The organism is Salinicola halimionae (assembly GCF_003206065.1).
Lineage (GTDB): Bacteria > Pseudomonadota > Gammaproteobacteria > Pseudomonadales > Halomonadaceae > Salinicola > Salinicola halimionae.
This window is the reverse complement of record NZ_PZJQ01000002.1, coordinates 109,895-127,445: the sequence shown is the minus strand read 5'-3', so window position 1 is coordinate 127,445 and position 17,551 is coordinate 109,895. Positions and strand designations below refer to the sequence as shown.

The 17,551-nt window shown below is 59.9% G+C and carries 20 protein-coding genes and 1 tRNA gene; 8 read left to right on the top strand and 13 right to left on the bottom strand.

The genetic code is table 11. From position 1 onward, the window contains the following. Window positions 1–96: 96 nt before the first annotated feature. Window positions 97–2,145, top strand: a complete 2,049-nt coding sequence (gene rep / locus DOM27_RS01100) for a DNA helicase Rep (protein WP_110654230.1) — start codon at window positions 97–99, stop codon at window positions 2,143–2,145. A gap of 10 nt (window positions 2,146–2,155) precedes the next feature. On the opposite strand, the gene thiM is transcribed toward rep, so the two are convergent. Next, entirely contained in the window at window positions 2,156–2,992 is an 837-nt protein-coding gene (thiM, locus tag DOM27_RS01095) for a hydroxyethylthiazole kinase (protein ID WP_110654229.1), read from the bottom strand. Between the two features lie 247 nt (window positions 2,993–3,239). On the opposite strand from thiM, the gene DOM27_RS01090 reads away from it, so the two are divergent. The 3 genes from DOM27_RS01090 (at window position 3,240) to DOM27_RS01080 (ending at window position 4,623) form a co-directional block, all read left to right on the top strand. Continuing rightward, window positions 3,240–3,316, top strand: a tRNA-Arg gene (locus DOM27_RS01090). Window positions 3,317–3,547: 231 nt separating this feature from the next. Further along, the gene (locus tag DOM27_RS01085; protein ID WP_110654228.1) at window positions 3,548–3,949 is read left to right on the top strand and encodes an MbcA/ParS/Xre antitoxin family protein; all 402 of its coding nucleotides are present in this window, start codon (window positions 3,548–3,550) and stop codon (window positions 3,947–3,949) included. Continuing rightward, entirely contained in the window at window positions 3,946–4,623 is a 678-nt protein-coding gene (locus DOM27_RS01080) for an RES family NAD+ phosphorylase (protein ID WP_110654227.1), read from the top strand. The genes DOM27_RS01085 and DOM27_RS01080 overlap by 4 nt, the downstream gene beginning before the upstream one ends. 91 nt (window positions 4,624–4,714) lie before the next feature. On the opposite strand, the gene DOM27_RS01075 is transcribed toward DOM27_RS01080, so the two are convergent. Further along, window positions 4,715–5,416 carry a cation efflux transmembrane domain-containing protein gene (locus tag DOM27_RS01075; protein WP_110654226.1) on the bottom strand — a complete coding sequence of 234 codons (702 nt, stop codon included), beginning with the start codon at window positions 5,414–5,416 and terminating at the stop codon, window positions 4,715–4,717. 65 nt (window positions 5,417–5,481) lie between these two features. Here DOM27_RS01075 and DOM27_RS01070 point away from each other — a divergent pair, with 65 nt between their 5' ends. Further along, the gene (locus DOM27_RS01070) at window positions 5,482–5,880 is read left to right on the top strand and encodes a MerR family transcriptional regulator (protein WP_110654225.1); all 399 of its coding nucleotides are present in this window, start codon (window positions 5,482–5,484) and stop codon (window positions 5,878–5,880) included. A 246-nt stretch (window positions 5,881–6,126) separates the two neighbouring features. Here DOM27_RS01070 and DOM27_RS01065 read toward each other — a convergent pair whose 3' ends face one another. Together DOM27_RS01065 and DOM27_RS01060 are read right to left on the bottom strand one after the other, a co-directional pair. Then, the gene (locus DOM27_RS01065; protein ID WP_110654224.1) at window positions 6,127–6,501 is read right to left on the bottom strand and encodes a cupin domain-containing protein; all 375 of its coding nucleotides are present in this window, start codon (window positions 6,499–6,501) and stop codon (window positions 6,127–6,129) included. A gap of 77 nt (window positions 6,502–6,578) precedes the next feature. Further along, window positions 6,579–7,388 (bottom strand): AraC family transcriptional regulator, encoded by an 810-nt coding sequence (locus tag DOM27_RS01060; RefSeq protein ID WP_245392544.1) that lies wholly within the window; start codon window positions 7,386–7,388, stop codon window positions 6,579–6,581. Between the two features lie 477 nt (window positions 7,389–7,865). Between DOM27_RS01060 and DOM27_RS17850 the strand changes: the two genes are divergently transcribed. Beyond that, complete coding sequence (locus tag DOM27_RS17850; protein WP_157956685.1) at window positions 7,866–8,360, top strand: hypothetical protein; 495 nt, start codon at window positions 7,866–7,868, stop codon at window positions 8,358–8,360. After that, on the top strand, window positions 8,353–9,078 hold the full coding sequence (locus DOM27_RS01055; RefSeq protein ID WP_110654222.1) for a hypothetical protein: 726 nt from the start codon (window positions 8,353–8,355) through the stop codon (window positions 9,076–9,078). Before DOM27_RS17850 ends, DOM27_RS01055 begins: the two co-directional genes overlap by 8 nt. Window positions 9,079–9,195: 117 nt before the next feature. Here the strand turns inward: DOM27_RS01055 and DOM27_RS01050 are convergent, their stop codons facing one another. From DOM27_RS01050 to DOM27_RS01035, 4 genes are all read right to left on the bottom strand, one after another. Then, window positions 9,196–9,648, bottom strand: coding sequence for a GNAT family N-acetyltransferase (locus DOM27_RS01050; RefSeq protein WP_110654221.1), 453 nt, complete (start codon window positions 9,646–9,648; stop codon window positions 9,196–9,198). Between the two features lie 329 nt (window positions 9,649–9,977). Continuing rightward, the gene (locus DOM27_RS01045; protein ID WP_157956684.1) at window positions 9,978–10,352 is read right to left on the bottom strand and encodes a hypothetical protein; all 375 of its coding nucleotides are present in this window, start codon (window positions 10,350–10,352) and stop codon (window positions 9,978–9,980) included. A gap of 236 nt (window positions 10,353–10,588) precedes the next feature. Further along, complete coding sequence (locus tag DOM27_RS01040; RefSeq protein WP_157956683.1) at window positions 10,589–10,960, bottom strand: hypothetical protein; 372 nt, start codon at window positions 10,958–10,960, stop codon at window positions 10,589–10,591. 236 nt (window positions 10,961–11,196) lie between these two features. Further along, the gene (locus DOM27_RS01035; RefSeq protein WP_110654218.1) at window positions 11,197–11,568 is read right to left on the bottom strand and encodes a hypothetical protein; all 372 of its coding nucleotides are present in this window, start codon (window positions 11,566–11,568) and stop codon (window positions 11,197–11,199) included. Window positions 11,569–11,875: 307 nt separating this feature from the next. Here DOM27_RS01035 and DOM27_RS01030 point away from each other — a divergent pair, with 307 nt between their 5' ends. Continuing rightward, complete coding sequence (locus tag DOM27_RS01030) at window positions 11,876–12,571, top strand: CvfB family protein (protein ID WP_110654217.1); 696 nt, start codon at window positions 11,876–11,878, stop codon at window positions 12,569–12,571. A 10-nt stretch (window positions 12,572–12,581) separates the two neighbouring features. Here the strand turns inward: DOM27_RS01030 and otnI are convergent, their stop codons facing one another. From otnI to DOM27_RS01005, 5 genes are all read right to left on the bottom strand, one after another. Beyond that, window positions 12,582–13,415 carry a 2-oxo-tetronate isomerase gene (otnI, locus tag DOM27_RS01025; RefSeq protein ID WP_110654216.1) on the bottom strand — a complete coding sequence of 278 codons (834 nt, stop codon included), beginning with the start codon at window positions 13,413–13,415 and terminating at the stop codon, window positions 12,582–12,584. An 80-nt stretch (window positions 13,416–13,495) separates the two neighbouring features. After that, complete coding sequence (gene otnC / locus DOM27_RS01020) at window positions 13,496–14,161, bottom strand: 3-oxo-tetronate 4-phosphate decarboxylase (protein ID WP_110654215.1); 666 nt, start codon at window positions 14,159–14,161, stop codon at window positions 13,496–13,498. Continuing rightward, window positions 14,158–15,480 carry a 3-oxo-tetronate kinase gene (gene otnK, locus DOM27_RS01015; RefSeq protein ID WP_110654214.1) on the bottom strand — a complete coding sequence of 441 codons (1,323 nt, stop codon included), beginning with the start codon at window positions 15,478–15,480 and terminating at the stop codon, window positions 14,158–14,160. The genes otnC and otnK overlap by 4 nt, the downstream gene beginning before the upstream one ends. A gap of 3 nt (window positions 15,481–15,483) precedes the next feature. After that, window positions 15,484–16,449: an L-threonate dehydrogenase gene (gene ltnD, locus DOM27_RS01010; RefSeq protein ID WP_110654213.1), complete on the bottom strand. Its 966-nt coding sequence runs from the start codon at window positions 16,447–16,449 to the stop codon at window positions 15,484–15,486. Beyond that, window positions 16,446–17,306 (bottom strand): FadR/GntR family transcriptional regulator, encoded by an 861-nt coding sequence (locus tag DOM27_RS01005; protein WP_110654212.1) that lies wholly within the window; start codon window positions 17,304–17,306, stop codon window positions 16,446–16,448. Before DOM27_RS01005 ends, ltnD begins: the two co-directional genes overlap by 4 nt. Window positions 17,307–17,551 lie beyond the last annotated feature (245 nt).

Sequence of the window (17,551 nt, the reverse complement as noted above, 5' to 3'; positions counted from 1 at the left end):
GAGGTGTATCATTCCCGCTCTGTTGTTCTGATGTCGTCGTTCTGATTCTATCGTTCTCTTTCTCGAAGCTGTCTTCACCTCTGCGATTCTGCCCTCATGTCCGATATTCGCCAACGTCTCGCCAAACTCAATCCGCGTCAGCAGGAGGCGGTGCGCTTCATCGACGGCCCGTGCCTGGTGCTGGCGGGCGCCGGTTCCGGCAAGACCAGCGTGATCACCACCAAGATCGCCTACCTGGTTCAGGAGTGCGGGATGAGCGCGCGCAAGATCGCCGCCGTCACCTTCACCAACAAGGCGGCGCGGGAGATGAAGGAGCGCGTCGGGCAGTTGCTCAAGGGGCGTGAGGGCTACGGGCTGACGGTATCGACGTTTCACAACCTGGGGCTAAACATCATCCGCCGCGAACTCAAGGCGCTGGGCTTTCGGCCGGGATTCTCGCTATTCGACCCGGAAGATGCCAAGGCGCTGCTGCGCGATCTGATGCAGAAAGAGGCGGATACCGATGCCGAGCAGATCAACGGGGTGCAGAGCCAGATCTCCCAGTGGAAGAACGACCTGGTGCTGCCGGGGCCGGCGATTTCCCACGCCGAAGATGAAGACCAGCAGTACGCCGCGCGTATCTACGAAGCCTACAACCGCCATCTCAAGGCCTACAACGCGGTCGATTTCGATGATCTGATCATGCTGCCGGTGGTGCTGCTGAAGACCGATCCCGAGGCGCTGGCGCGCTGGCGCAAGCGGATCCAGTACATGCTGGTCGATGAGTATCAGGACACCAACGTCAGCCAGTACCAACTGGTCAAGATGCTGATGGACGAGCGCGCGACGTTCACCGTAGTGGGCGACGACGACCAGTCGATCTACGCCTGGCGCGGTGCCCGGCCGGAAAATCTGGTTACGCTGGGCGAGGATTTCCCGCGGCTCAACGTGATCAAGCTGGAGCAGAACTACCGTTCCACCGCCACGATCCTGCGTGCCGCCAACACCCTGATCGCCAATAACCCGCACGTCTACGAGAAGACCCTGTGGTCGGACATGGGGCCGGGCGATCCGATTCGGGTGATCGTCAATCGCCATGAAGAGGCCGAGGCCGAACGCGTGGCTGGCGAGATACTGACACGCCGAATCAAAGAAAGCGCCGAATGGCGCGATTTCGCGGTGCTCTATCGCGGCAATTTCCAGGCTCGGTTGCTGGAGCTCAAGCTGCAGCACCACCAGATTCCCTACAAGCTTTCCGGCGGCACCTCGTTTTTCTCCCGCAACGAGATCAAGGATTCGATGGCCTACCTGCGGCTGTTGATCAACCCCGACGACGACAACGCCTTCCTGCGCATCGTCAACGTGCCGCGCCGCGAGATCGGCCCCGGCACGCTGGAAAAGCTTGCCAACTACGCCAGCGAACGCGGCGGCTCGATGTTCTCCGCCTGCCATGAGATGGGGCTGGAACAAGTGCTACCCACTCGCGCCGTCGAGCGGCTAGGGCGCTTCGGCCACTTCATCGACGGCGTGCGCAAACGCATGGACCAGGGCGACGCCATCGCTGCCATTCGCGAGATGATCCGCGACATGGATTACGAAGCCTGGCTCTATCAGAACGCCAGCGCGCCGACCATCGCCGAGCGCCGCATGGCCAACGTCTGGACGCTGATCGACCAGCTCGAAAAATCGATGCATCGCGACGATGAGGACGGCGAAGCCTCCGAGGAGACCGACGACGTGCAGTCGGCCATTTCGCGGCTGGTACTGCGCGACATTCTCGAGCAGCAGGCCGAAGAGGACGACTCCGACCGCGTTCAGCTGCTGACCATGCATGCCTCCAAGGGCCTCGAATTCCCCCATGTCTACCTGATGGGGCTGGAGGAAGAGCTGCTGCCGCACCGCAACTCGATCGAATCCGGCACCGTGGAAGAGGAACGGCGTCTCGCGTATGTCGGTATCACCCGTGCCCGGCGCACGCTGACGCTGACGCTCGCCCGCCAACGCAAGGCCTACGGCGAGCTGCTCGACTGCACCCCGAGCCGATTCCTCGACGAACTGCCGGCGGACGATCTGGAATGGGAAGGGCGCGCCGATAAGGAAAACCCCGAGAGGAAGCAGGAGCGCGGGCAGAGCGCCATCGCTGGGCTACGTTCCCTGTTGGGCTAACGTCATTTCGTTAACTCGGCGTCAGGCGATCCGAGAGAAAGGCCGCCAGATCGACGCTATCCAGCGCATCCAGCCACGCCATTGCGAAACTCCCCGGGCCGCGAGCGGCTCGTTCGGCCTGTTCGGCGGCTGCGGCGGCGTGTGCATGGGCGATGACCATGGCGTCCAGCGGTGTCTCGGCGACCGCGAGATAGGCCGCGATCAGCGCCCCCAGCGCACAGCCGGTTCCGGTCACGCGGGGCTGCCAAGCGCTCCCGCCGTCAAGATCGATCGTCTCGGGAACAGTGGCAGCGCTGGAACGCCCCAGCAGGCGGTCAATCTGGCCGGAAATCGCGACGCCTTCCGCATCAGTCAGCAAGCCAGCGGCAGCCGTGAGCGCATCCTGCGTTTCGTGCTGCGTATCGACCCCGCGCCCGCGAGTACCGGCTTCCGCCAAGGCCATGACCTCCGACGCGTTGCCACGAATCACCGCCGGCCGGTGCGCCATCAACTCGAGGCTCACCGTTCGCCGCATGGGCAGCGCCGCCGCCCCGACCGGATCGAGTACCCAGGGTTTGTCTGCCGCACTGGCGGCCTGGCTCGCTCGTCGCATCGCGTCCAGGCTCGCCACGCTGGGTGTGCCGAGATTGATCAGCACGGCGTCTGCCGCACTGGCCAGACCCGCTGCTTCCTCGGGATGATCGGTCATCGCCGGGGAGGCGCCCGCTGCCAATAACGCATTGGCGACGAAATTGACGGTGACCTGATTGGTGAGGCAATGCACCAGCGGCGCCCGCTTGCGCAGGCGTTCGCGGGTCGCCAACAGGCGTTGTTGCCACTCGCTCGTCAGAGGCTGCACTTCTGTCATGGCATTAGCGCTTTTATCGAGTATGTCATTGATGACTGCGTCAATCTCATCGTCGGTTTGGCGTCGGATCCGAGTGCCGCCACGTCCTCAGTATAATCACACCCTGTCATTGCGAAAGCCGCCCTGGTGGCAACGACGCCATGTCTGGACAGCCCATGGCCGAGCGGTTAGGATGGCCGCGCTGTTTGCGGCAGCTCCCCCGGCCACCCTGGTCATCGCCGCTGCCGGCACGACGTCATGTCATTACGCGCCCATAGCTCAGCTGGATAGAGTACTGCCCTCCGAAGGCAGGGGTCGTAGGTTCGAATCCTACTGGGCGCGCCAAGAATTCTACGAAAGCCGCCGTTCGAGACGCTTCGAACGGCGGCTTTTTCTTTGTCTGGCGTTTGAGGTTTCTTTGCTGTGCTCCTCGATGGCACGGCTTATGGAAAGGCCTTGATAGCCGGGCGACCCGACTGATCCTTTTCGCCACTCGACAACAAAGAGTGTTCTACGAGCGTGACAACATAAACCATATGGCGGATAATCAATTTAAATCGCCATTTGGAGAGCGATATGGCCATCGCCATGATGTCACATGATCAGCGCCAGGATATGAGTGCCGCTGCCATGCGCTCCTATCCCAACATCGTCCGAGACTGGCAGTTGAAGGAGCAGGAGGCTGCGCTTTTGCTCGGCGTGCCCGGCTCGACCTACCGTCGCTGGCAAAAACATCCCGAGAAAGCGGCTCTGGATGTGAATCAGCTCGAGCGCATGTCCCTAATCCTGGGGATCTACAAGGCGTTGCAGATCCTGCTGCCTCGCAGTGATGCGGCGGATAGCTGGCTGCGCCGGCCGAACCGTAATCCCTTGTTCTCGGGGCAAGCGCCTCTCGAGCGGTTGCGTAGCGGGCTGGTGTCCGATCTCTACGTGGTGCGGCAGTATCTCGACGCCGCACGCGGTGGCAGCCACGCATGACGTTTCCGCGCTCGAAGGTACATTGGCGGCCAAGCTATCGCGTCGTGCCTTCCCGGTTTCCGCCGATCGATCTCTTCGAGCGTGTGGCGACGCCCGACGATTGGGATCTTCTCAATCGGCTGGAAGGGCAGACCTCCACCCGGTTACGGGAGGAAGCCGGCGCGATCCACATGGTCCGGGAGGAAGACCGCCGCTACGGCCCAGGCTGGACGCCCGTCATGGCGGCTTTTTGCCACTTCACGGGTCAGGGCTCACGTTTCAGCGATGGGGCTTTCGGGGTCTACTACTGCGCCCTGGATGAGGCCACGGCCATTGCCGAGACGCGATACCATGCCGAACGCTTCCTGCGCGACTCCAGCGAGCCGCCCATGCAGCTACAGCAACGGGTTTATCTGTCCGATCTGGAAGGCAGTCTGCACGATCTGCGGGACGATCCTGCAGCCATACCATTGCTCGATCCCGAAAATTGGCATGCGGGCCAGGCCTTTGGCCGGCAAGCCTGGGAAGCCCACGCGGATGGCATCGTCTATCCCAGCGTGAGGGATCCTGATGGTGAATGCGCGGCGGTGTTGCGACCCCCCGTCATGTCCGCCACGCGGCAGGGGCGCCATTTGGGCTACGAATGGGATGGCGAGCGCATTCGCCACGTCCTCGAGCTCAAACTGATCGAGTAGGTTTATATTCAGCGGTCGTTTTTGTCCGTCATCGTCTCGATCCGGTATTCGCAACAGATCGGATGCCCTCCGTGACGCGTTTGAATCCCCATTAGTCACAGCATGACGATTTCGATCCATAGCAAGACCCAGTGCTTTCTGTGTTGGAAGGCGGCGAGGAAACATCCGCCTTGAGCTGCCCTGTCCCTCGCCATTCGACAATCGCCTCGGTCGAAACTTGCCAGGCCGAATGCAGAAAGAGCGCAGCGATGGCCAGACCGACCACCACATCCGGCCAAACCGTGCCGGTCACACCGACGGCTATGGCAGCCAGCACCACGCTGGTATTCGCGATGAGATCGTTACGCGAGCAAAGCCATGTCGAACGCATATTGAGATCCGCCGAGCGGTAGCGCAGCAGCATGATGAAGCAGACCGTGTTGGCGGCCAGCGCCAGCATTCCCATGATGCCCATCGCGCCGGCCTCGGGCACGCTGCCTACCACGCTCTTATGGACGGCCTCGGCAATGACCGCCAAACCAAAGACGAACATGAACAGGCTTTTGACCAACGCCGCCCCAGCCCTCGTTCGATCACTTCGGTTCAGCGCGTATAGCGTCAGTATGTAGACGGTGGCGTCGCCGAACATATCGAGCGAGTCCGCCAGTAGCGCCGTCGACCCGATCAGCCAACCCGCCACGAACTCGATCACGAACATCGAGCCGTTGATACCGAGTACCCAGTACAGCACCTTGGCCTGCGCGCCTCGCAATTGCGCCAGCTCGCCAGCCTTGTTCTCGCAGCAGGAATCCATGCCAGTGCCTCATCAAATGATTGGCTGATAGCATGAAGGTTCTAGCCGCTATAGGGTCAAGCATCATGGATGCGCGGATCACGATCGGTCAGCTTGCCAAGGCCACCGACACCAAGGCGGTAACCATCCGCTATTACGAAAGCGCGGGGCTACTCTCGCCGGTGACCAGAACACAGGGCGGTTATCGGCTCTATACGGATCGGGAGAGAGATCGCCTGATCTTCATCAAGCGCGCGCGCCACTTGGGGCTGAGCCTGGAGGATGTGAAATCGCTACTTGGGCTCGCCGATGACGAGAACGCACCGTGCCGACAGGTCGACTCGATCATCCATGAGCAGCTGGAGCGGGTCAGGTCGAGGCTCAAGGATCTACAGCAGCTAGAACGGGAACTCGACCGGCTCGAGCAATGCTGCCAGGCGGATACGGTAGCCGACTGCAAAATCATCGAGTCGCTGTCGCGGTAACAGCGACGAATGGGTGGCCACGTCCCTGTGGCCACCATCCTGCCCTTATCTCGCTGCAACCTGCCGGCGCGCTGTCGACTCCCCGCCCCGCCTGCGCGCTAAATGGGTCGGTTTTGATGCAGCGTTGCAGAGGACTTCAACTCCTGCCGTCGCTGATGCTGCGGGGCGAAGTAAAGGCCGCCATCTCGGGTATGAGTCGGACAAAGCGAATCCGCAACTCCCTCGAGCTCGTCTTACTCGAATGAGTTAGATCCAGCGATTGTTCTCGGCAGTCAGCTCTCCACCTTCATCACCGGTGTTTTTTACGCCTTTGGGTTCTATCAGCATCAAGCGAACCTCCTGTGCAGCGTACGGCTTGTGCTTGATACCCTTTGGCACGACGTACAGATCGCCGGCCTGCAATGTGACTGCGCCATCACGGAAATCAATACGCAACTCGCCATCCATGACATAGAACGCCTCATCGGTGTCGGCGTGACGGTGCCAGACGAAATCACCTTCGATCCGCACCTTGAACTGGTAGTCGTTCATCTCGGCGATGACGTGTGGCGACCATAGATCGTCAATCAAGGCGCTTTTACTTAGTGGATGGATGGCCTGGGAGGGGCGCTGTGAGTTCATGCTGGAACTCCGTCTCGATAGAGCTGCCGACTGTAGATTCCTGCCTCTCACTCGTCTTGAACGATCCTGCAGACGCATCAACCCTGACGCAGTAGCGAACGCCAGCGCGACGGGGTAACACCGAAGGCGCGTCCGAAAGCGCGAGTCATATGGCTTTGATCGGCAAAACCCGCCGAGAATGCCGCGTCGCTTAGGCTGACGCCGGTCGAAATATGCTGCCGAGCCTGGTCCAGCCGGCGCAGTGTGAGATAGCGATAAGGGCTGGTGCCGAATAGCGCACGAAAGTCTCGAGAAAGCGTCCAGCGCTCTTGCCCTGATATCATCTCGAGATCCTCCATAGCGACAATTTCGCAGCGGTGCGCGTCGAGGTAATCTCGCACTCGGCTCGCGGCGCGGTAGTCGACTGTTAGCCGTCGGTGGGAGAAGCGATTATCGCCGTTGGCCTCTATCGCGGCGGCAAGATCCGCGATGCCGTCTTCTTCTTCAAGTAAGTCGAGTGGTGAGTCAAGCGAGAACAACAGGGACCGCACCGCTTGAGTTAGGCGAGGCTCAATCGATAGACCACCAGCGACATAGGGAAGTGCCTTGCCGCCCAGCGCAGTTTGAATGAGCGACGGCGGCACATAGAGCATACGGTAGTGAAAGCCACGCTCATCACCGGCATGGCCATCGTGTGCTTCGTCCGGGTGAAGCACCATGACCGTACCGGGGAGACTGTGCCGGTGATCCCTACGGTAATGGAAGCTTTGTACGCCGCTCAGGGTGATACCTATAGCGAAAGTGTCGTGGCGGTGCATGCTATAGGCGTGACCTTGAAAGCTCGCCTCTAGTCGCTCGATACGAGACGAGGGTGCAATGACGCACCAATCTCCAGCAGTATCCGTCACGATCAGCTCCTCAAGTGTCAACGTCCACCACGGAAGCATACCGCCCCGACTGTGAGCGCTTCAGAGGGGGCTAACACAATGCAACACTAGCCCCGTTGCCCTTGTGGCCACCACTCGGCTCGACATCGCTCTGCTACCCCTCGGCGCGCTGTCGATTCCCCGCCCTGCCTGCGCGCTAAATGGGCCGGTTTTGAAGCGAACGCCAAGCCGCGCGATTACTGGAGTTACGGGCGATTTTATAGACCCGGAAAATGATGCGTTTTGACTCTTATCCGACGAAAGACGGGGAAGCGTTAGATAGAGTTATGAAACGAAACGTGTAAAATTGATGCAAACAGTATTCTTGGCAGTGCTCAAGAGAGCTGACAGGTTCCGACCCAAAGCAGACGTAATGGCAGAGGCTGCCTACGCGTCAAGAGAGGAAATTGGTGCGCTATCTACGGTTGTTAAATTAAATCGCTATAGGGAGTTAGTATTTTGACAAGTAAAATAAAAATTCGTATCGGTCAAATTGAGATTGAATACGAAGGATCGGAAGAGTTTCTTAAGGAAGAACTTCCCGATCTTCTGAAAGCGGTAACAGCTCTGCACAAAGAGGCTGGGGGCTCTCTGCCAACCAACGTACCTGAATCAGACTCCGCTGCGAGTTCAAAAACGGCGGCGGCATTTGATGGAAGCAACCTTGGGACGACCAATTCAATTGCTGCAAAGTTGAGTGCGAAAACCGGATCAGAGCTAGCAATAGCAGCTGCCGCAAGGCTTGTTCTCGGTACTGGTCTTGAGCAATTTAATAGAAAACAGCTTCTCCAAGAAATGCAGAATGCTACTCAATACTACAAGTCGTCCTATGGGTCTAACCTATCAAAAACAATTCGTACTCTAGTGGGAGATCATCGATTCATTGAACGTGCTAAAGATACTTACGCACTGAAAGCTGACATGTTGAAGACTTTGGAGTCTCAGCTTGCTTAGTTCTCATGATTTAAAAAAATTGCTCGCTTCTCCTGATCTGAGTAGACGGAACGCAATTCTTCTTATATTGGCATTCAACGAATGTTCAATCAAAAGAGTGCTAGAAATAAAAAGTTTAGCAAAATCTCATGGGCTCCGACGAATAGAAAAATGGAACATTTCGCAAGTTCTGAAAGACCTAGGTGATAAAGCAGTTCGCTTGGATGAGGGGTGGGAGGTTACTCCTCAAGGGATTCATGAGCTTTCGGCCACAGGGCTTTTGGCACAAAGTCCTTTAGTCATGGCGAACTCAAGTTTGCGAGGCAGTCTTTTCAACATTAGCGAGAAAAATACTCATGCCTTTGTGAGCGAGGCGATCGCCGCGTTAGAACACGGCCTAGTACGTTCCGCTATTGTCTTAAGCTGGGTGGGTGCTGCATCAACGCTTTATGATTATGTAGTAGCCAATAAGCTGCAAGAATTCAATGCTGAAGCTTTGCGTCGTGATGCCAAGTGGAAGCTTGCAAAAAATCAAGACGACTTATGTAAGATGAAAGAATTCAGTTTTTTGGAAGTGTTAGAGGTTATTTCCATCATAGGAAAGAATTGTAAAAAAGAGCTTCAAGATTGCTTGGCGAGACGAAATTCTTGTGGTCATCCTAACTCCTTGGCAATTGGCGAGAGTATGGTTGCTGCACATATTGAGATGTTAATACTTAATGTTTATCTAAAATTTTAAGGGTTGATGGGATGCTATTGCTACACCATTTTAAACTGCTTCGGGGCTTCAGGTTGTCGCAAAGTCCGCGTTAAATGAGCATAGATAAAATACCCCTCTCTGGCCGGACGCTGCCACTCACGAGTCACTCGCTACGGATCGCGCTTTGACAAATTTCATCAAGCCACGATCCCGCTTCTCAACGGGAAGCCAGCCAGCACGCTCGTAGAATGTATAGGCTCGACTGCCAATCTCGGTTTCCAGCCAAATTTCATCGAATTTGGCGAATAGATGGCGCTCGGCTCTCTCGAGGAGTAAGCGGCCTGCACCTCGCCCTTCATGGTCGGCGCGGACGAACAGTCCAAATACGCACCCGGTCTCATTGCGAACTATCGAAAAGCCCACGGGTACTCGGTCAATCTCCGCAACCCAGACACAAGGGCCCTCGGCGATCATAGTGGCAACGGCCTCCGGCGTGATGCCAATTTCGGCGAGCTGCTCGAGCGAAAGGTGGTTCTCCGCCACGCTGGTGCGAATGGCGAAGATCTCCCCAATGTCTGTCTCTCTCGCTTCTCTCACTTGAATTGGCATGGATTGATACCCTTAGCAGTGATTGACAGCCCCATGGGCGGTCATTGTAGGCGCACCGTGCCCACAATGAGCTGGCTTGGCGACGTGGAGCCGTGGCTACTTGGTCGTGCGATGCGCAACCATACAGCCAGCTTTTGAAGCTGAGAGGTATATCGGATGGTATATCTAGATTATCGAACTTGGATAATTTCCAACCAAAACAGATGTCTAGATATCATTATTGAATCCTACTGGGCTCGCCGACTCAATAATTCCTCACCCGTCCATGCCCCTTACAACCGCCCACAAAAAAAGGGCCCGCAGGCCCTCTTTTTACGTCAATCAGCAGCTTAGCTGTTGCTGGCAAAGTCCATCTCGACATTGCCGCGGTCGTTGCCGCCACTCTGTGTGGCATTCTGCAGCGCCTGGGCGGCAGCTTCACTCTGGCCTTGGCCGATCAGGGCGTTGTGGCTCGCCGGGATATTGGTAGCCAGCTGAGTGGCATCGGCCACGTTCTCCAACGCTTGAGTTGCAGAAGCGCTGTGGCCACCGGTGACGGTGTCGACGCTGTAGCGAGTCGGCAGCGCGTGATACTGCGCGGTCTGCTCGATATTGAGCGCTTCGCTCTGCTGGTCGAAGTGACGCTCGGTCACGAGGCTGTTGGCCTGGGCGGCGGTGGGTAGAGCGACGGCAATGGCGATAGCGGCGAGAATGCGAGTTTTCATGGTGTTGCCTCCAATGATCATCTGTTTTGGTGTTGGGCTCTTGGCCTCAACCGGTGATGTCATTATCAGTCTGTTAGCTGTCTAACAAAAATCGAATGGCGCGAAATAAACTATCGACAGGAATGATGGTGGTTGCAGCGTCTGAAACCTTTCGTTTTTGCAGGATATAAAACCATCAAGGGAGCCGAGGGCTCCCTTGATGGTCTAGCGCTGTGGCGGTGCCCGGAGGCGAAGACTTACAGGCTGGCGAAGTTCACTTCGACGTTGCCTTTGTCATTGCTGACAGTTTGCGTAGCGTTCTGCAGTGCCTGGGCGGCGGCGTCGCTCTGGCCTTGGCCGATCAAGCTGCTATGGGACGCTTCGACTTCGGTTGCCAGCTGGGAAGCGTTGGCGACCTGCTGTAGAGCCTGGTCCGCCGCGGCGCTGTGGCCACCGGTAACCGTGTCGACGTTGAAGCGAGTCGGCAGTGCGTGATACTGCGCGGTCTGCTCGATATTGAGCGCTTCGCTTTGCTGGTCGAAGTGACGCTCGGTCACGAGGCTGTTGGCCTGGGCGACGGTGGGTAGAGCAACGGCAATGGCGATAGCGGCGAGAATGCGAGTTTTCATGGTGTTGCCTCCAATGATCATCTGTTTTGGTGTTGGGCTCTTGGCCTCAACCGGTGACGTCATTGTCGTTCTGTTAGCCGTCTAATAGAAATCGAATGGCGCGAAATAAACTATCGATAGGAATGATGATGGGTGGAGTCTCTGCGTCTATTCGATTTTATAGCGCATAGAACCAAAAAGGGAGCCAGTGGCTCCCTTTTTGGTCTAGCGCTGTGACGGTGCCCGGAGGCGAAGACTTACAGGCTGGCGAAGTTCACTTCGACGTTGCCTTTGTCATTGCTGACAGTTTGCGTAGCGTTCTGCAGCGCCTGGCCGGCAGCGGCGCTCTGGCCTTCACCGATCAGGGCGTTGCGAGACGGCTGCACGTCGGTGCCCAGCTGAGTGGACTCGGCCACGTTCTTCAGAGACTGGTCGGCGGCATTGCTGTGGCCGCCATCGACGGTGTCGACGCTGTAGCGAGTCGGCAGCGCGTGATACTGCGCGGTCTGCTCGATGCTGAGCGCTTCGCTCTGCTGATCGAAGTGACGCTGTTCGACGACGCTGTTGGCCTGAGCGACGGTAGGCAGTGCGACGGCGATTGCGATGGCTGCGAGAATACGAGTTTTCATGGTGTTGCCTCCAATAATGTCTTTTTTATGGCCTCTCGGCCTCAACCTGTGACGACATTATGGGAGCCAACTCTTTAGGCTGCTAATCACGCATAGTGAATTCGACTATCGATGGGATTGATACGAAGGTCTAAGTCATGCGAGATCGCGGGAGTGTAAACCTTCTTTCCACTGAGGAGGAATTTCGCCCCGGTTCTTCATTCGCGCCGCCCGGTTCGAACGGGCTTGCGGGGGTGCTTTGCTCGTTACCGTCATGCCCCCCATAATGGCGCCACCTCATTCATCGCTTGCCAGCAGAGAACGCCCTATGACCCGCCCGCCTCGGGATAACGCCCCCGTCGAATCGCCACGCGCTGCCGAGCCCCAGGTCAACGTGGGGGATGTCGCGTATCTACGGGTGACGAAGGTCACCGATATCGGTGCGTTCTTGAACTGGGGTCGGCCCAAGGATCTGCTGCTGCCGTTCGGCGAGCAGCGCTTCCGCCCGGACGCGGGCAAGCGGGTGCTGGTGATGATCTACGTCGATGATCGCATGCGTCCGGTGGCGAGCATGAAGATCGACAAGTTCCTGCAGGATGAGTCGGAAGGCCTGAAGGCGGGCGATCGGGTGTCGCTGACCATCGCCGACCTCACTGATCTAGGCGCCAAGGCGGTGGTCAATAGCCGGTTCTGGGGATTGCTGTATCACGACGATATGTCGCGCCCGCTGCGTCGCGGCGACCGCATGGACGGTTATGTCCGCCGTGTGCGCGACGACGCTCGCCTGGATCTCTCGCTATTGCCGCCGGGGCAGGCACGCCTGGACGTGGTCGGCGACAAGGTGCTGGCAGCGCTGAGCGCCAACGACGGGTTCCTGGCCCTCGGCGACAAGAGTTCGGCCGATGCCATCAAGGCCCGGCTCGGCGTCAGCAAGAACGCTTTCAAGCAGGCCATCGGCCGGCTCTACAAGCAGCGCCGGATCGTCATCGAAGACGCAGGGATCCGGCTGATCGAGGGCGATTGATCCCCGCCTGTCAGCGCTGCTGCCAGGCGCGATACCACCCCAATCCTGCCTCCGTATCACCGCGCGGCTTGTACTCGCAGCCAAGCCAGCCGTCATAACCGGATCGGTCGAGTTCGGCGAATAGCCATGGATAGTTGACCTCTCCGGTGTCCGGTTCATGCCGCTCGGGCACGCCGGCAATCTGGATGTGGCCCACGCCATCGCGATAGCGCTCGTACGTCTTCCAGATATCCCCATCCATGATCTGGGTATGGTAGAAATCCATCTGCACCTTGACGTTGGGTTCGTTCAGCTCGGCAATGATCGCGTGGCCTTCGGCCTGGTGGTTGAGAAAGTAGCCTGGCATGTCGCGAGTATTGATCGGCTCGATCAGTAGCGTCAGGTCGTGCTCGGCAAGCTTCCGTGCGGCGAAGCGCAAATTCTCCAGATAAATCCGATGGTTATCGGAAAATGTTTCACGGGAAACATTTTCCGAAGCCGGCTTTGGCGCTGACTCCCACTCCCGTACCGGTTCGGCAATGAGCCCGGCCATGGCGTGCAGGCGCGGGCAGTTCAACGCCTTGGCATAGCGAATGGCGGTATCGACGCTCTCCCGGAACTCCGCTTCACGGCCGGGCAGGGCTGCCAACCCGCGCTCACCGGCAGCCCAGTCACCCGGCGGCAGATTGAACAGCACCTGCTCGAGCCCGTGGCGCTTGAGCTCGGCGGCGATGGCGTCGGGCTCGAAGTCGTACGGAAACAGGAACTCGACCCCCTCGAAGCCGTTGGCGGCGGCCTTGGCGAAGCGCTCCATGAACGGGACTTCGTTGAACATCATGCTGAGATTGGCGGCGAAGCGCGGCATGGCCTGAATTCCTCGGTTATCCCATCAATAGTGCGCAGAAAGGCGCAGTAGCGCCGCGGTTCTCGGATGCGCGGTTCCGGCTACCACTGGGCGCCAAACGCATCGCGCAACTCGTCGATCTCGTTCTCATTCAGCGTGCGTACATCGTGGTGGCGCAGCAGCAGATAGAGCTTGGCGGTCTCCTCCAGCTCTTCGATGGCGTTGCGCGCCGCTTCCAGCGTCTTGCCGGCGACCACCGGGCCGTGGTTGGCCAGCAATACCGCCGCATGATCGGCGGCATAATCGCGCACGGCGTCACCCAGCGCGGCGTCACCGGGGCGGTAGTAGGGCACCAAGGGCAGGCGGCCGACACGCATCACGAAGTAGGGCGTGATCGGCGGCAGGCAGGAGTGTTCGTCGAGCCCGTTGAGACACGAGACTGCCGCCGAGTGCGTTGCGTGCAGGTGAATGATCCCGCCGGTATCCGGGCGCTGTTCATAGAAGGCGCGATGCAGAAACGACTCCTTGGTCGGCGGCTTGCCGGCCAGCAGATTGCCGTCCCAGTCGAGCTTGGAAATTTCCGCCGGATCCAGCGCGCCGAGGCTGGCGTTGGTCGGCGTCATCAGCCAGCCGTCTTCGAGCTTGGCGCTGATGTTTCCGGAGGTGCCCGGCGCCATGCCCAGGTTGCGAAACGATCGACCGATCTCGGCGATCTCTTCGCGCAGGCGATTTTCGGTGGCGGATGTCGAGGTGTGGATCGCGGTCATGGCATCAGTTTCCAGGCTTTGGTCATGAAATCGGGGGCGCCGAAGTTGCCCGACTTGAGCGCCAGCGCCAGCGGTTCTTGGGTACCCAGCGTGGCCGTCCAGGGCACGCCGGGATCGATGCTGTCGCCGATCCGCAGCCCCTGAACGTCGAGCGCGCTAACCACGGCACCGGAGGTTTCGCCCCCGGCAACCAGCAGCCGACGCACGCCGAGGCGGCCGACCAGCTCGCTGGCGATCTCGGCCATGGCGCGCTCGACCAGCTCGCCGGCCTGCTGCACGCCGAGCCGATGTTGCGCACGGCGCACTTCCTCCGGCGAGGCGCTGGCGAAAATCAGTATGGGGCCGGCGGCGTTCTGGGAGTCGAAATGGGCTTCGGCGTGTTCCAGCGCCGCATCGACGACGCCTTGATAGTCATCGTCCAGCGCCTGGGCATCGAGGTGAACGCTCGGCATGTGCTGCCGGGCATGTTCGATCTGGGCCAGCGTGGCCCGCGAGCAACTGCCGCTGAGTACGGCTTCGCGTCCGCCGATCGAGTCGAGCCGCGCGGCATCCTGTTGATGGTCGAGCCGTTCGGTGACGTTGGCAGGCAACCCCAGCGCCAGGCCGGAACCCGCCGTCACCAGCGGCAGATCGCGGCAGGCGCGGGCCAGTATGAACAGATCGTCGTTATCGATGGCGTCGCAGATCGCAATACCGATGCCTTCGGCCTTGAGTGCGTCGATGCGTGCGGCAACGGCAGCGTCGCCCTGGCGCAGCGTGGCGTAGTCGATCAGACCCACCTTGCGCGTCGTCTGCGCGCCGAGCACCCGCACCAGATTGGCATCGGTCATCGGCGTCAACGGGTGGTCTTGCATGCCACTTTCGTTGAGCGGCACGCCGTTGGCGAACAGGTAGCCGTTGAATACGCTACGGCGGTTGGCCGGCAGTGCCGGGCAGGCGACGGTGAAGTCGGTGCCTAGTGCGTCCATCAACGCCTCGGTGACCGGGCCGATATTGCCGGCCGGCGTCGAATCGAAGGTGGAGCAGTACTTGAAGTAGAACTGCTCGCAGCCCTGTTCCCGCAGCCAGTCGAGCGCCTGAATCGACTGTTCGATGGCGTTCTTGGCAGGAATCGTGCGCGATTTCAGCGCCACCACCACGGCGTCCACGCCCGCTTCCAGCGGTGTCTCGGGGATGCCGATGGTCTGCAGCGTACGCATGCCGGCGCTGACCAGCTGGCTCGCCAGATCGGTAGCGCCGGTGAAGTCGTCGGCGATACAGCCGAGAATCGGTCGGGATCGGGTCCGTCGTTCGCCCGCATTCGGAACGAAATTCGCCATCGCTCAAGCCCCTCCGTGGTCATTGGGATCGGCGTTGGGGCCGCCGTCGCCGAATCCGGCATCGTTGGCGGCCGTGCCGGGAAGCGTGATACCCGGATAGACCTTGATCACGGCGATGTCGTCTTCGCGACCGAGATCTTGTGCAGAGGCCAGCGTGAACTGGCTCAGCGCCTGGGCGGTGAGTGGCAGCGGAAATTTTTCGCGGTGGGCGGTATCGTGAACGATCCCCAGATCCTTGACGAAGATGTCCACCGCCGAGTGCGGGGTGTAGTCGCCGGCGAGGATATGGGGCACCCGATTCTCGAACATCCACGAGTTGCCGGCACTCTGGGTGATCACCTCATACAGCGTCTGCGGGTCGCAGCCGCCGCGAATGCCGTAGGCCATCGCTTCGGCGGCGGCGGCGATGTGCACCCCGGCCAGCAGCTGGTTGACCAGCTTGACCTGCGAACCCTGACCCAGCCCTCCTCCCAGGCGGAACACCTTGGCGGCGAGGGCATCGAGCACGTTTTCGGCGCGCTCGAACAGCGTCGCCGGACCGGAAGCCATGATCGTCAACTGACCCGCAGCGGCCTTGACCGACCCGCCCGAGATCGGCGCATCGAGCAGGTGGATATCGTGGGCCGCCAGATCGGCGCCCAACGCTTGCACGTCGTCCGGGGCGCAGGTCGCACACGAGATGACCACGCTATCCGGCGCGAGCCCCGGTAGCAGACCGCCGTCGCCGAACAGCACCGCTCGGGTCTGTTCGGCGTTGACCACCACGGTCAGCACGATCTCGACCTCGGCAGCCATTTCGGCGGGTGTCGCCACCGCATGGCCGCCGGCCTCGGCAAAGCTCGTCCGCGGTTCCTCGCGCAGATCGCAGCCCCAGGTCTCGAAGCCGGCACGCACCAGCGAGGTGGCCATGCCCATTCCCATCGAGCCCAGCCCGATGACCCCGACGCGCGGTCGTTGTGTCGTACTCATCGTGAGTTGTCTCCCGTATGTTCTGTCGATCCCGATCCCGATCCCGATCCCGATCCCGATCCCGATCCCGATCCCGATCCCGATTCCGAAGGCGTGGCGGCCACCGAGCCGCGCTGCGCTTCCACGCGCTCGAGCACGCTCTTGAGAAGGTCTGTAGGCGCCTGACGCAGGCGCGTTTCGGCGTGTTCCAGATGAATGGCCGCGGCGCGGGCGGCAGATTCGGCATCGCCAGCGGCGATGGCATCGAGAATGGCCTCATGCTCGCCGACCACCTGCAGCATGAAGGTCTCGCGCAGCGACTCGTTGGTGCGCGTCACGCGGATCGCGTGATGCAGAAAGCGGTTGTAGAAATCGAGCACGGCGGTGAAATGCGTGTTGTTGGCTGCTTCGGCGATAGTGCGATGAAAGGCGAGATCCTGATCGACACCGGAAAGTCCCGCCTCGACGGCTTCGTCGATATCGACCATGGCGTTGCGAATCCGCCGCAGCTGAGAGGGCGTTCGCCGTTCGGCGGCGAGCCGGGCGGCCTCCACTTCCAGCGGACGGCGCAGTTCCAGCACCTCGACCACCGACTGAATGTCGGGATCGGGAATCGCCAGGCGCAGCGATACCGTCGGGGATTCGGCGACGAAACTGCCGCTGCCCCGGCGCGAGGTGACCAACCCGCCGTTGCGCAGCATCGAGATCGCTTCACGCACCACCGAGCGGCTGATGCCGAAGCGCTCGCCCAGTGCCGCTTCGGTCGGCAGGCGCGCGCCGCGACCCCATTCGCCGGCCTGGATGGCCTCGCTCAAGCGCTGGGCGACCTGCTCGGAAAGCTGCGGTCCGCGTGATGGCTGTTCCCCGTTTTCATTCATGTGTTTTCACTCATGGGGCTGACTCACAGTTCTCGACTCCAGTTCTTGGCTCACGTGTCGTCACTCACGCTGAAAACCCCTTATGCGTTCGTCGAAGATCCGTCTCGGCGGACGCCGTCATGATGGCGATTGGCGATGCTCTCCGACCAATGGCGGTGTTGCCTGTTAGGCTAATTTGTCAGACAAGATGTTAAATCTCAAACGCCAGCGCAATTCGCCTTTCGTCACTTCGGCGCCATTCAGCG